Annotated in this window: 10 protein-coding genes; 8 read left to right on the top strand and 2 right to left on the bottom strand. The window is 71.0% G+C overall.

Annotated features, from left to right (window positions below; genetic code table 11):
* Positions 1-28 precede the first annotated feature (28 nt).
* From ACZ5VQ_RS01570 to ACZ5VQ_RS01545, 6 genes are all read left to right on the top strand, one after another.
* Positions 29-1273, top strand: a complete 1245-nt coding sequence (locus ACZ5VQ_RS01570) for a sensor histidine kinase (RefSeq protein ID WP_469103145.1) — start codon at positions 29-31, stop codon at positions 1271-1273.
* On the top strand, positions 1270-1944 hold the full coding sequence (locus ACZ5VQ_RS01565) for a response regulator transcription factor (RefSeq protein WP_362070397.1): 675 nt from the start codon (positions 1270-1272) through the stop codon (positions 1942-1944). Before ACZ5VQ_RS01570 ends, ACZ5VQ_RS01565 begins: the two co-directional genes overlap by 4 nt.
* A 503-nt stretch (positions 1945-2447) precedes the next feature.
* The gene (locus ACZ5VQ_RS01560) at positions 2448-3269 is read left to right on the top strand and encodes an ABC transporter ATP-binding protein (RefSeq protein ID WP_362070395.1); all 822 of its coding nucleotides are present in this window, start codon (positions 2448-2450) and stop codon (positions 3267-3269) included.
* Entirely contained in the window at positions 3266-5803 is a 2538-nt protein-coding gene (locus ACZ5VQ_RS01555; RefSeq protein WP_469103144.1) for an FtsX-like permease family protein, read from the top strand. Before ACZ5VQ_RS01560 ends, ACZ5VQ_RS01555 begins: the two co-directional genes overlap by 4 nt.
* A 311-nt stretch (positions 5804-6114) precedes the next feature.
* The gene (locus tag ACZ5VQ_RS01550; RefSeq protein WP_469103143.1) at positions 6115-7626 is read left to right on the top strand and encodes an MFS transporter; all 1512 of its coding nucleotides are present in this window, start codon (positions 6115-6117) and stop codon (positions 7624-7626) included.
* Positions 7623-8846 (top strand): FAD-dependent monooxygenase, encoded by a 1224-nt coding sequence (locus tag ACZ5VQ_RS01545; RefSeq protein ID WP_469103142.1) that lies wholly within the window; start codon positions 7623-7625, stop codon positions 8844-8846. Before ACZ5VQ_RS01550 ends, ACZ5VQ_RS01545 begins: the two co-directional genes overlap by 4 nt.
* Before the next feature lie 68 nt (positions 8847-8914).
* Here the strand turns inward: ACZ5VQ_RS01545 and ACZ5VQ_RS01540 are convergent, their stop codons facing one another.
* Entirely contained in the window at positions 8915-10432 is a 1518-nt protein-coding gene (locus tag ACZ5VQ_RS01540) for a hypothetical protein (protein WP_469103141.1), read from the bottom strand.
* Positions 10433-10588: 156 nt separating this feature from the next.
* Between ACZ5VQ_RS01540 and ACZ5VQ_RS01535 the strand changes: the two genes are divergently transcribed.
* Both ACZ5VQ_RS01535 and ACZ5VQ_RS01530 read left to right on the top strand, forming a co-directional pair.
* Positions 10589-11359, top strand: a complete 771-nt coding sequence (locus ACZ5VQ_RS01535; RefSeq protein WP_469103140.1) for a TetR/AcrR family transcriptional regulator — start codon at positions 10589-10591, stop codon at positions 11357-11359.
* Complete coding sequence (locus ACZ5VQ_RS01530; RefSeq protein WP_469103139.1) at positions 11356-12525, top strand: FAD-dependent oxidoreductase; 1170 nt, start codon at positions 11356-11358, stop codon at positions 12523-12525. Before ACZ5VQ_RS01535 ends, ACZ5VQ_RS01530 begins: the two co-directional genes overlap by 4 nt.
* A gap of 35 nt (positions 12526-12560) precedes the next feature.
* Here the strand turns inward: ACZ5VQ_RS01530 and ACZ5VQ_RS01525 are convergent, their stop codons facing one another.
* Positions 12561-13754 carry an MFS transporter gene (locus tag ACZ5VQ_RS01525; RefSeq protein WP_469103138.1) on the bottom strand — a complete coding sequence of 398 codons (1194 nt, stop codon included), beginning with the start codon at positions 13752-13754 and terminating at the stop codon, positions 12561-12563.
* Positions 13755-13766 lie beyond the last annotated feature (12 nt).

Below are 13766 nucleotides of genomic sequence, written 5' to 3'. Positions count from 1 at the left end.
TCGTCCCACCTCACATAGGCTGGGGCCCATGACCTCAGTGGAGGATGAACCCCCGCGCGCGCTGCTCGCGGGGGCTTCGCGTCGGTGGGTACGGATGCTGCCGTGGGGCGTGGCGTTCGTGCTGAGCGTCGCCCTGCTGCCCACCACCATCCAGGTGCTCAGTGCCGACTACGGCCTGAACGGCGGCATCGCGAGCGCGCTGGCCGTTGCGCAGGCGGCACCGCTGCTGCTCGCCGTCGTCCGTCCCCTGCAGGCCTGGTACGTGATCTTCGCCGCGGACGTGGCCGGGGCGCTCGCCCTCCTCACCGTCGACTTCAGGGAGCAGCTCCTGTGGCCGTTCCCACCCATGGAGATCGTCGGGTACATCGGGCTCTGCCTCGCCCTCGGTCTGCGCGAGCCGCGCCGGACGTTGCTGCTGGTGTGGCTGGCGACAGCGGTCGCGAACGTCGGCCTGGGGTTTGTCGCGCCCCACGGCACGAGCGCCATGAGCGTGTTGCTCACCATTCTCAGCGGCGTCGTACTCGTGCTCGGGGGTGCGCTCCGCGAGCGGTACGAGGCGCAGCGCAGGCTGGCCGAGCAGGAGACGATCAGCGAGGCCGAGCGCGACCGGCGGACGCTGCTGGAGGAACGCGCCCGCATCGCGCGCGAGCTGCACGACGTGGTGGCGCACCACATGTCCGTCATCACGGTGCAGGCGGACACCGCGGCGTACCGCCTCGACCGGCTGCCGCCGGACGTCCAGGAGGAGTTCACGTCCATCGCGGCGACTTCGCGCGAGTCCCTCGGCGAGATGCGACGGCTCCTCGGCGTGCTGCGCAACGAGGAGGCGCACGGCGAACTCGCGCCCCAGCCGGGCCTGACGCGGATCGGGCAACTGGTGGAGGCGACGGCAAGGGCGGGCGTGCCGGTGGAGTTCACCCCCTGCGACGCCGAAGTGCCCGAGGCGGTGGGCCTCTCCGCGTACCGCATCGTCCAGGAGGCCCTCGCGAACGTCGTGCGGCACGCGCCGGGTGCTCCGACGCAGGTGTCGGTGTCGGAGCTGGTGTCGGAGTCCGGTTCGGATGACGGTGCGCGGCTCACCGTCCTCGTGGTCAACGGCCCGCCGCCCGAGCCGCCCGCCGCGCCGCTAGAGGAGGGCGGCACCGGGCACGGCCTCGTCGGCATGCGCGAGCGAGTGCGGCTGGCAGGCGGCAGCCTCGACGCGGGGCCGCTGCCGGGCGGCGGCTTCCGAGTGGCTGCCCAACTTCCCCTGAACGGAAAGGACTTCACGTGACGACGCGCGTCATCATCGTCGACGACCAGGCCATGGTGCGGGCCGGCTTCGCCGCGCTGCTGGCCGCCCAGAGCGACATCGACGTGGTGGGCGAGGCCCCCGACGGTGCGCAGGGCGTCGAGCTGAGCCGGCGCACCCATCCGGACGTCGTGCTGATGGACGTCCGGATGCCCGAGATGGACGGCCTGGAGGCCGCGCGTCGCCTCCTCGCGCCCCCGCGGGGCGTGACGCACCGGCCGCGCGTCCTGATGCTCACCACGTTCGACGTCGACGACTACGTCTACGAGGCGCTGCGGGCGGGTGCGAGCGGCTTCCTGCTGAAGGACGCGCCACCGGCCGACCTCATCTCGGCGGTACGCGTCGTGGCCTCGGGCGACGCGCTGCTCGCCCCCTCCGTGACGCGCCGCCTCATCGCGGACTTCGCCCGCCAACGTCCCGCCGGCCGTGGCAAGCCCGCGCTCCGGCTCAAGGCCCTGACGGAACGCGAAACCGAGGTCCTCACCCTGGTGGCCCGTGGCCGGTCCAACACGGAGATCGCGGAGCTGCTGGTGCTGGCCGAGCAGACGGTGAAGACGCACGTGAGCCGCGTCCTCACCAAGCTCGACCTGCGCGACCGCGCCCAGGCGGTGGTCTTCGCGTACGAGTCGGGGCTGGTGGCGCCAGGCGAGTAGGACGGCCTCTCGCCGGGGTTGCGCCCACGGCCCCGAGCACGTCGCCATCGGAGGCGGAGCCGGAGGTGGGTGCGGCCCTGATGCTCGCATGCTGCGCGGCGACGTTCCGGCCTGCTGGTTCCTGTCCCTGAGCCACGTCGGGCGGGTCGCGCCTCGTCGGGGGCGGTTCGTTCCACGCCCGGACGACGCAGGCGGCCCGCACTCGGCGAAGCGGCTCCCTCGCCGGGGCTGCGCCCGGACTCTGGCACAGGGCGGCAACGGGGCGAAGCCCCCATGCGTGCCGCGTCGGCGGCAGCCGGACCGCCGAGCCTCCGGCGCAGGCCGGGGCTTTACCGCCAGGTCCTGGGCGGTAGTTCCCGGCGGTGGCGGAGGGAGAGCCTGCTCCTCCTCCACCCCCTACCGCGGTAGCACACCCACATTGGCTCCCGGGTATGACGCCAGGCGCGCGGCCGCCCCCGCACTCTCCACCTCGTCAGCACGAGAAGAACGCGAGAGGGCGGAACATGAGGCTACGCAACGGCAAGCGGCAGAAGACGGAAGACCGACCGGAGGCCCCGGCCGCCACCACACCCGGTCTCGCCGTCGAACTGCTCGGTGTCCGGCGGCAGTACGGCCGCGGCGCGGGCTCAGTGCACGCCCTCGCAGGCGTCGACCTCGCCCTCCCGCGCGGCACGTTCACCGCGGTCATGGGCCCGTCCGGTTCCGGCAAGTCCACCTTCCTGCAGTGCGCCGCCGGGCTCGACCGGCCGTCGGCGGGATCCGTGCGCCTCGGCGGTACGGAGATCACCGGAATGAGCGAGAACAAGCTCACCGAACTCCGCCGCAGCCGCCTCGGCTTCGTCTTCCAGGCGTTCAACCTGCTGCCGTCGCTGACCGTGGAGCAGAACGTCCTGCTGCCCCTGCGCCTCTCCGGGCAGCGCCGGGGCCGCCGCCGGGCAGCCGAGGTGCTCGCGCAGGTCGGGCTCGCCGACAAGGCGCGGCGCCGCCCCGGCGAGCTCTCCGGCGGCCAGCAGCAGCGCGTGGCCGTCGCCCGCGCCCTGGTCACCGGCCCCGACGTGATTTTCGCCGACGAGCCCACCGGCGCCCTCGACACCGGCACCGCCGCCGAGGTCCTCGGCCTGCTCCGGCACGCCGTGGACTCCCTCGGCGCGACCGTCGTCATGGTCACGCACGACCCGGCCGCGGCCGCCTGGGCCGACCGCGTGCTGTTCCTCGCCGACGGCACCTTCGTGGACGGCCTGGAGCGCGGTTCTGCGGAGCAGATCGCCGCGCGAATGGCGATGCTCGCCGGCCGTACGGGCGCGATGGCAGGGGCCGCGGCATGAGGAGCTTCGCCCCGAACGGCCTCGCTCGTGCGGCCGTACGCTTCAAACCCGCGTCGTTCGCGGGCACGTTCGTCGCGCTGATGATGTCGGCGCTGATCGTCGCGGCCTGCGGCATCCTGCTGGAGACGGGCGCGCGCGCCTCGGTACCGGCGGAGCGGTACGCGAAGGCGCCGGTCGTCGCGGCGGCCGACCAGTCCGTACGACTCGTCGCCGACAGCATCGACGGCCCCGAGGAAACCGCGTACCCGCTGCCGGACACCGCTCGCGTGGACGTGGGGCTAGCGGCGAAGGCCGCCCGGGCGCCGGGCGCCGAGGCCGCGGTGCCGGACTTCACCTTCCCGGTGCGGCATGGTCCGCGACAGGGCGGTGCGGCGCTCACCGGCCACGGCTGGGGCTCGCACGCCTTCACCGGTACCGCGCTGTCCGCGGGGGCCGCGCCGCGCACGGGAGAGGTCGTGCTCGACGCCGCCGCGGCCCGTACCGCGAAGGCCGACGTGGGCGACACCGTCGCGCTCGAAACGGCCGCCGGCCGCACGGACTTCCGGGTGTCCGGGCTGGCCAAGGCAGGGGAGGGGGACATCGCCGCGGCAGGCGCGGGCGGCGCAGTGGGCGGTGGCAAAGCCACGGCCTGGTTCGCCGACGACGAGGCACCCGCACTGGCCGGCCACCCCGGCAAGGCCGACGCCATCGCCGTGCTGGCCGCGGAGGGCACTGACACCAATGCCCTTGCCGCCGCCGTCGAGAAGTCCCTCGCCGGCTCCGGCGCGCAGGTGCTCACCGGCGACAGCCGCGGCGAAGCCGAGGAGCGGGGCCTGGCGTACGCCAAGGAGACGCTCACCGGACTCGGCAGCCAGTTCGGCGGGATCGCCACCCTGGTCGCCGTCTTCACCGCGGCCGGCACGGTCGCCCTGTCCGTCGGCCAGCGCATCCGCGAGTTCGCGCTGTTGCGTGCCGTCGGCGCCACCGCGCGGCAGATCCGCCGCGCGGTCGCCACCGAGGCGCTGCTTGTCGCGCCGCTCGCCGGGCTGGTCGGGTGCCTGCCGGGGATCGCGCTGGCGAGCTGGTGGTTCGGGCAGTTGAAGGACCGCGGGGCCGTCCCGGAGGCGGTCGATCTGCACGTCTCGTGGATCCCGCCGGCCGCCGCCGTCGGGGCCGGACTGCTCACGGCGCTCGGCTCCGGCTGGATGGCCGGGCGCAGGCCCGCGAAGATCAAGCCGGGGCAGGCGCTCACCGAAGCCTCGGTGGAGCGGCTGCGGCCGGGCGTCATCCGTACCGTCCTCGGGCTGGGCGCACTCGTCGGCGGCGCGGTTTTCGCCGGCGTCGCCGCCTCTGCCGCCGGTGACAACGCGGCCAACGCCTCCCTCGGCGTCATCATGCTCTTCATGCTCGCCGTCGCCCTGCTCGGCCCGCTGGTGGCCCGGCTGTGCGCGGCGCTCTTCGGCCTGCTGCTCCGCGGGGGCGGCGCGGCTGCGGCGCTGGCCGCCGCCAACTCCCGTACCAACGCACGCCGGTTGGCCTCCGCCATCACCCCGATCGTCCTGGCGATGGCCTTCGCCTCGACGCTCGTCTTCATGCACACGAGCGAGAGCCGTATCGCCTCGCAACAGCTCCGTGACGGCATCACCGCGGACCACGTCGTCACGGACCCGGCGGGCCTGCCCGCCGGCGCCGCCGACCGGGCCTCCCGCGCTCCCGGCGTCGATGCGGCCGTGAGCCTCCTCGACACGCAGGTGCTGGTGCCCGTCGACTCCGGCGGCGAGACATCGCTGCAGGGGGCGGCGGCCCAGGGCATCTCGGGCTCCGGCGCCCAACTCGCCGAGGTGCAGGACCTGGACGTACGCAGCGGCAGCCTGGACCGCGTGGGCGCGGGCCGTATCGCCATCGGCAGGACCCTCGCCACCTCGGCGAAGGTCAAGGTCGGCGACAAGCTGCCGCTCTACCTCCCCGACGGCACCGAGGCCCGCCCGGAAGTCGTCGCGGTCTACGGCCGTGGTCTGGGCCCGGCGGCGGTGACCATGGACCGCGCGTCCCTGGCCGGGCACGTCACGTCGGGCTTCGACAGCACGCTGCTGGTGCGCGGCGGCGACGCCAAGTCGCTCACCGCACTCGGTGAGGTCACCGACGCCTCGGGCTACGCCGTCGAGCAGAACGTGGACCGCGAACTCGGCGCCTGGGCGAACTACACGATGGCCGGTGTCCTGGGCGGCTTCGCCGTCATAGCCGCCGTCAACACCCTGGTGATGACGGTCCTGGACCGCCGCCGCGAACTGGCCACGCTCCGCCTCGTCGGCTCCACCCGCCGCCAGGTGCTGCACATGCTCCACTGGGAGAGCCTGCTGGTGTCCGTGGCGGGCGTGGCCCTGGGCACGACCATCGCCATGATCACACTGACCCCGATGATGCGCGGCCTGACGGGCGAGTCCCCACACATACCCCCACTGCTGTACGCCACATTCGCCGCAACCGCGGTATCCCTCGGCCTCCTCGCAGTAACTCTCCCGGCCCGCGCGGCACTGCGGGACCGGGAGTCCTGAGGTCGGTGAGGCCGAGCCGGCAGGCCTGAGGTCGGAAAAGGCTGAGCCGGGAGGCCGTCCGGGGGCCGGGCCGGGAGCGTACCCGCTGTCGGCGAGCCTGTCCCACATCCGGGACAGGCGAGGGCAGTTGCCGCATTCGTTCGCGCCATCGCCCTGTGCCCCGAGCCATCGGGCTCGGCGCCCCCTCCACCCCTACCGCGGTAGCACCTCCGCATTGGCTCCCCGGTATGACGCCCGGCGCGCAGCCGCCCCCGCACTCTCCACCCCGTCGCGCAAGTCGACGTACGCGAACCCGTAGTGAGGAGTCCTCAATGCAGCAGAGCAGGACCGGAAGTAAAGACACCGGACTGCACACGAGATGGAACGGGCGGCTCATCGGCCTGGTGGTTGTTCTGGCCCTGGTGAACTTCGTGGTCGACTCGGCCATCACCGCGCCGCTGCTCGTCCTCCCGGAGATGCTCGACCATTTCGGTACCGACCAGGCGGCCTGGCTCAACGCCACCGCGATGCTCGCGGGGGTCATGTGGGCACCCCTGCTCGGAAAGAGTGCCGACATCTACGGCAAGCGCAGGGTGCTCGTGCTGTCGTTGCTCCTCAGCTGCGCGGGCGCCCTCCTGTGCGCCGTGGCCCCCAGCCTCTGGATATTCGTGCCGGGGCGCATGCTTCAGGGAGCGTCTCTGGCCGCCGTGTTCCTCTCCGTCGCGATCGTGCGAGGTGTCTGCGCACCCCGCATCGCGATGATCGTCGTAGGCATCGTCACGTCCAGCTCCGCGGTGCTCAACATCGCGTCCCGGTTCCTCATCGAGAAACTGGCCACGGAGTTCGGCTTCCAGATCCTGTTCCTCCTGTCGGCCTTCGTCGGGGCTGTGATGGCGATCTGCGTGCACAACGTCATTCCCGAATCCCTGGTCAGGACACCGGGCAGGATCGACGTCGGCGGTGCCCTCCTCCTCGGCGGGGGTCTCGCCGGGGTACTCAGCTACGTCAGTCTGGGCTCGGACCTCGGCTGGCTCGCCGCCGGCCCGCTGGCTCTCCTCGTCGGCGGCGTCGCGGCGTTGGCCAGGTGGTTCCTGGTCTCCAGTCGAAAGCCCGACCCGCTGATCGATGTCAGGGACCTCGATGGGCCGCTGGTACTCATGCTCCTCGTCGTCTTCCTCGGAGCCGGTTCATACCAGAGCATGCTCCAGCTCATCCCTCTCATCGGTGACGTCTCGGCGGATCAGCAACTCGGGTACGGACTGGCCGACCAGGGATCGGTCGCACAGCTGCTCGCGGCCCCAGGACTCGGAGTCATGCTCGGAGGCCCGGTGGCCGGCTGGCTTGCCGCCCGCATCGGACCGGCCTCGACGCTGGCCGGGACAGTCATGCTCGGAACGGTGGTGACCATCGGGATGTTCCTCGGGGCCTCCCAGCTTCCCGCCGCGCTCTGCTGCGCATTCCTGCTGGGAGTCACGGTGGGAGCGCTCGGGACATCCGGCTTCAACATGGCGGGCAGCCTGGCGTCCGCCGAACGGCAGGGCATCGTGTCCAGCCTGGTCATGGTCATGGTTTCGATCGGCTCGGTGGTGCTGAACTTCGTGGGCGCTGCCGTGCTCAAGTCGACCGCCGTGGTCGTCGACGGCGAGACAACGAACTCGGCCACGGGCGTGTTCAGCTATATCGCGATCGCTTCGGGCGCATTCGCAATCGCCGCGGTGCTGGTCGTCATGCTCGTACGGAGCACACGCCTCAGCCGCAACTCGCCGTCACCCGACCTGGAGCGGGACACGGCTGGCCTTCGGATTCCGCATATTCCCCATAACGCACTGGGAGTTGACGAATGAACACGAGAACTGCGTCGAAGGGTTCGGTCCTGGTTTCCGGCGCGAGCATCGCGGGTCCCGCCGTGGCGTTCTGGCTGCAACGGTACGGATTCGCTGTGACGGTGGTGGAGAAGTCCAGCGGACTGCGCGGCGGCGGGTACCCGATAGACGTGCGCGGCACCGCGGTTGAGGTGGCTCGCCGGATGGGAATCCTGCCGCGGCTCCAGAAAGCGCATATCGAGTCCCGCCGGTTGACCTTCCTCAACGCCGATGGCAGTGAAGCGGCGGTGGTTCATCCACAGTCGGTGGTCGGTGGGGTCGAGGGACATGACGTCGAGGTTCCTCGCGGGGATTTGGCGGAAGTCCTGTACGGGGCCGTCCGTGACGAGGTGGAGTTCGTGTTCGACGACTCCATCGATGCGCTCAAGGAACACGAGCATGGTGTCGACGTCACCTTCCGCAGCGGTGTTCAGCGCAGCTTCGACCTGGTCTTGGGCGCGGACGGGCTGCACTCGCGTACCAGGGAGCTCGTCTTCGGCCCCGAGGAGCAATTCCACCGCTATCTGGGGTACTGCTTCGCCATATTCACCATGCCCAACACCTTCGGACTCTCCCATGAGGCACTCATCTGGAACACTCCCGGAAGGGCGGCGGCGCTCTACGCGGTGAGAGACAGCAACGAGCTACACGCATTCCTGAACTTCGCCCACCCCGAACCACCACGCGAGATCCTCCGCACTCCCGAGGCTCAACGCAATCTCGTCGCCACCACCTTTGTCGACGACGGGTGGGAAATCCCGGCCATGGTCGCCGCCATGCGTCACGCGAAGGATGCGTTCTTCGACACCGTGAGCCAAGTCCACATGCCGTGCTGGTCCAGTGGGCGAGTCGCGCTTCTCGGCGATGCCGCCTACGCTCCGTCGTTCCTGACCGGGCAAGGGTCCAGCCTCGCCCTCGTCGGCGCCTACATGCTCGCCGGCTCGCTGGCCGCCCACCGCGACCACACCGCGGCCTTCGCCGCGTACGAACGCGACATCCGCGCATTCGTCGAACTGAACCAGGCACAGGTCGGCGAAGGCGATGCGGCGCTCTTCCCCACCACCGCCGAAGCCCTTGAACAGCGCAACAGCAAACTCCGCGGCCTCACCGCCTTTCCACCGAAAACCGGGCGCCCAGCCCACACGGCCCTCACACTGCCCGAACACACCGAGGACTTCCCCAGCGAGCTTGGCTCCAGGTGAGGGTGGGCGGCGGGGATCAGTGCTCCCTGCCGCCGCACTTCGCCCTCCCGGCCGAGTGAGCCATCGCGCTACAGCCGGGGCACCAGGCCCCACATCGCCGCAGGCGGCAGCGACGGGTTGGCGGCGGCAGCTTCAACCACCTGCCAGTCGTTGTCGGTGAGGAGTTCCACGATCAGCGGAGGCGGGAGTGCGGGATGCCCGGCGGCGACGGGCCTCGCCCTTCTGTCTGCCAAGCAGACGAGCAGTGCAGGGGCGGTCGCATTGCGATGCCGGGCGACCTCGCGCAGCGCCTTCTGTGCCGGTGGTTGGTGCCGAGTCAGGTACTCCAGCAGCGCCGGAGTCGCGTCCGGATTGGCAGCCACCGTGGCGAGGACCTGGACTCCGTGCCGGTCGACCATGGTGCGCAACTGCGCTTCGGAGAGGCCGGGGTGCCCGGCGACGGACTTGACCACTTTCGCGTCAGGGTCGGCGGCCAACACGTCGCGGATCGCGGCCGGCAGATCACGTCGTTGGGCCAGGATCATCCGCACGGCCGGGTTCGGTGACTCGGCCAGTTCCTCAACCTCTTTGGGTGAGGCGGCGGCGATCCGCGGCAGCAGTGTGGCGCCGATCTTGGCATGGCCTGCCAGGTCGGTGAGCACGTCGAGCGGTACGTGCGGATTGTGCGCAAGCCTGCGCCTTACGTCGTGGCCATGGTCGCCGACCAGTACGCGGATCAGGGCTTCGTCGATCGCGGGGTTCTCGGCGAGGTCGGTTCGTACACCAGGAACGCCGTCCTCGGCGAGTCGTCCGCACACCTCCGAAGGCAGGTCCGGGCGGGCGGCGAGTGCCCAGCGCAGCAGTGTCGAGGGATGGTCGGCAAAACCGAGGACGGCCTCGGTGGGCGTGGCAGGGTTCCCCAGAACCGCTCGCTGGGTGTCATACAGGGTGGACTCGTGGGAGCCGTCGCAGGACGCACCCGGCAGTAGATCGCAGTCGAGCCGGGCGCATTGCGGATCATGCACGAACGGCGTCTCTTCGCGGTCGCAGACCAGACACCGTTGCACGGGAGGCAGCCCTTCGCCGGTTGTCAGCGCCGCCAGCACGACCGACGGTGTTGCCTCGTTTGCCGCCACCGCGCGGCGGACCTCGGCGTGCGGATGTCCCGCGAGCCTGGCCGCCACGTCCGGCGTGGCGCAGAGCGCGAGCTCCGCGACGACTCGTATGTCCGAGTCCGCGGCAAGCGACTCCACCACATCGGACGGGAGGCCTGGACAGGCAGCCAGCTTCTCCCGGTGCTCAACGAGCGGATCTGCCGCGAGCAGGCGCGCCCACTCCGGTCTGCCGGCGCCTTCATGGAGCAAGGCGAGGGCGGCGTGCGGCCGCGCCGCGGGATCGATGTCGGCGGCGGTCAGCAGACCCTCGTGCGCAAGCCGCGCGGCGCTCTCTTCGACGCGTGAGACCAGCGCAATCGCCTGCGCATGGCTGAGGTCCGCGCGGCCGGCGAGGTCCGCGGCGATGTCGGCGTCGGCCACCGCGATGAGCCGGTCGACCAGCTCGGACGGCAGGGCCGTATTGGCGGCGAGCCCGCACAGGACGTGGTTCACAGGGGGCATCCTGCCTGGACTGGGACCAGGTGGCTCGTGGATTTCCACGTGGTCGAGTTGCTGGGCGCCCGAGCACGTCATGGGCGCGCCCTGAGGATCAACGAACATGTTCGTCACGAACTTGTTTCTAGCGAACATGTTCGTTACCCTGGTCGCGTGACAGAACGACGCAGAACACCGACCAGCAGGCGGGAGCGTCCGGCGAAACCGGCGCTGACCCGCGAAGGGATCATTGCGACCGCAGTCGCCCTGATGCGGGCCGAAGGGCTGGAGAAGGTGACCATGCGGCTCCTGGCGCAGGAGCTGGACACCGGACCGGCCTCGCTGTACGTGTACGTGGCCAACACCGCCGAACTGCACGCGGCCGTCCTGGACGAGCTGCTCGGAGAGGTCGAACTGGACCCCGCCGAGGGCGAAGGTGACTGGCGCGACAGGCTTGCGGGGGTGCTCACCTCCTACTCCGACATGCTCTTCGCGCACCCGGCGCTGGCCCGCTCGGCCCTGACCGCCCGCCCCAGCGGCGAGCACTATCTGCGGCTGCTGGAGCGGCTGCTGGCCCTCCTGGACGAGGGCGGCGTACCGCGCCTGCAGGCCGCCTGGGGCGTGGACGTGCTGTTGATGTTCGCCACCGCCACCGCGGCCGAGCAGTCCACCCGCAGGCAGGGGACCGAAGCCGAGGAGGAATGGGACGCCCTGACTCGCGCCATCCACGGCGTCGCCGAGAAGACCCACCCCCATGTCCACACACTGGCGGCAAGCCTCCTGGGCGGCTCGCCCGAGGACCGCATGACCTGGTGTCTTCAGGTACTGATCAACGGCATCGCCCACACTCCTACGCCCACCCCCACCCCACTCCGACGTCGGACACCGACGGCACCGACAGGTGAACCCCCCCACCGCCTCGACCAGTACAAGGAGCAGCCATGACCGACAACGGTTCCACCCAGCCCACCCGACACCACCCCATCGCGATCATCGGAGGCGGCCTCGGCGGCCTCACTCTGGCCCGGGTGCTGCACGTCCGCGGCATCGAGGCGACCGTCTTCGACCTGGAAGCATCACCCGAGGTCCGTACTCAGGGCGGCATGCTCGACATCCACGAGAACTCCGGCCAGGCCGCGCTGCGCGCCGCAGGCCTGTACGACGAGTTCCGCAAGCTGATCCATCCCGGCGGCCAGGCGATGCGCCTCGTCGACCCACAGGGCACGGTGCGCCTGGCGGAGGAGGACGACGGCAGCGGAGACCGTCCTGAAGTGGACCGCGGGCAGCTGCGCGACCTGCTGCTGGACTCGCCTCCGGCGGGCACCGTTCACTGGGGAAAGCGGGCGACCGGCGCCCGGGAGCTGGACCACGGCCGTCACGAGGTGACCTTCGCCGACGGCACGGCGATCACCACCGACCTGCTCGTCGGTGCGGACGGCGCCTGGTCGCGCATCCGCACCCTTGTCTCCGATGCCCTCCCCACCTACACAGGGATCTCCTTCGTCGAGACCGACCTGTTGGAGGCCGCCTCCCGCCACCCGGCCGCCGCCGCGCTGGTCGGGAATGGATTCTTCATCTGCCTCGGCGACCACAAGGGCTTCCTCGCCCACAACGAGTCCGACGGCAGCATTCACGTCTACACCGCGGTCAAGGCGGCCGAGGGCTGGCTGGACACCATCGACTTCACCGACACGGAGACCGCGAAGAAGCAGGTCCTCGCCCACTTCGACGGCTGGCACGAGGACCTGCGCGCGCTGGTCGCCGACGCCGATGGCCCCGCGGTACCTCGCCGTATCCACGCCCTGCCCGTCGGTCACCGCTGGGGCCACCACACCGGCGTCACGCTCCTCGGCGACGCCGCGCACCTGATGTCCCCTTTCGCAGGCGAGGGAGCCAACCTGGCCATGCTCGACGGCGCCCAGCTCGGCCGCGCGATCTCCGACCACTCCGGGGACATCGAGTCCGCCCTCACCGCCTACGAACAGGAACTCTTCCCTCGCAGCGAGGCGTCCGCCAACGACTCCGCCGCCAGCCTGGAGCTGATGTTCGGCGACGACGCTCTGCAGGGCCTGTACGACCAGTTCGCCTCCCACGTCCACACCGACAACTGACGCTGCCCGAAGCACCCCAGGAGGCAGCCCACACCTCACGTCCTCGTTCGTACCGGTCGCCGGAGCAAGTAGACGCCCGCGGTCGTGACCAGGACGGCCATGCAGGCGATGAACACCAGCCCCGCGCCCTCCAGGCCGATCGGACCCGTCAGTACTCCCACACCGATCACCGGCACCGAGATGCCCGCGTAAGCCACCACGAACAGCGTCGAGATCACCGATGCCCGGCGGTCCGCGGGAGACGCCTGGGCCACCGCGGACAGCGCCCCGCGAAACGCCAGACCCTGCCCGACCCCGCCGACGATCGCGCTCAGCACCACCAGCGAGAGCAGGTCCCAGTGCAGCGCGCCCGCGAGCAGCGCCAGTCCGGCGAGGAGCCCGGCGCAGCCCAGCGGCAGAGACCGTGCCAACCCGACCCGGCCGACCACCAGTTGCCCTGCGGTCGAGGAGAAGAAGGCAAGCGCGACGACGAGCCCACTGACGGCGTGATTGTCCACGTCCAGGAACTGCGCCAGGAACGCCGGGCTGACCGACGTGAACACCCCGAACAGTGCGAACCCCACGAACGAGGCGATCGCCGCAGGCCCGAACACCTTCCGCACCTGCGGGGGCACACCGGGCCGCTGCGGCCGTACCGTGCTCAGCGGCCGCCGCTCGCGTACGGTCTCCGGCAGCCACCACAGCAGGAGGGCGGCCGAACCGGTCGCCAGCGCGAGGTGCACGACGAACGGCAGGTACAGCGGCCAGGCGGCGTACTCAGCGAGGACTCCGGCGAGCAGTGGACCGCAGCCCAGCCCGCCCATGTTGGCGGCGGTCGCCACGAACGTGGCCCGGGACGCACCGCCTTCCGGTGCCAGCTCCATCACGTACACCGTGGCTGCCCCGGTGAAGAGACCGGCGGACAGCCCCGAGAACAACCGCCCCACATAGAGCCAGCCCAGTCCGGTGGCGCACAGGAAGCAGACGGCACTGGCCGCCGCGAACCCCAGGCCCCAGAGCAGCACCGGCCGCCTGCCCACGGCATCCGAGACGTTGCCGGCCAGTATCAGCACGGCGATGACCGCGAAGGCGTACACGGCGTACACGACGGTCACCGTCAGCTCGGAGAACCCGAACTTCTCCTGATAGAGGGGGTAGAGCGGGGTCGGCAGCGTGGTGCCGGCCATGCACACGGCGAACACCGCCCCGCTGAGCAAACACTGGAGCCACCCTCGGCGATCACCGTCCATGCCGGCGACGGT

This window comes from Streptomyces sp. NPDC033178 (assembly GCF_055577685.1).
The sequence above is the reverse complement of the archived record's forward strand: the minus strand, read 5'-3'. Positions and strand labels throughout refer to the sequence as shown.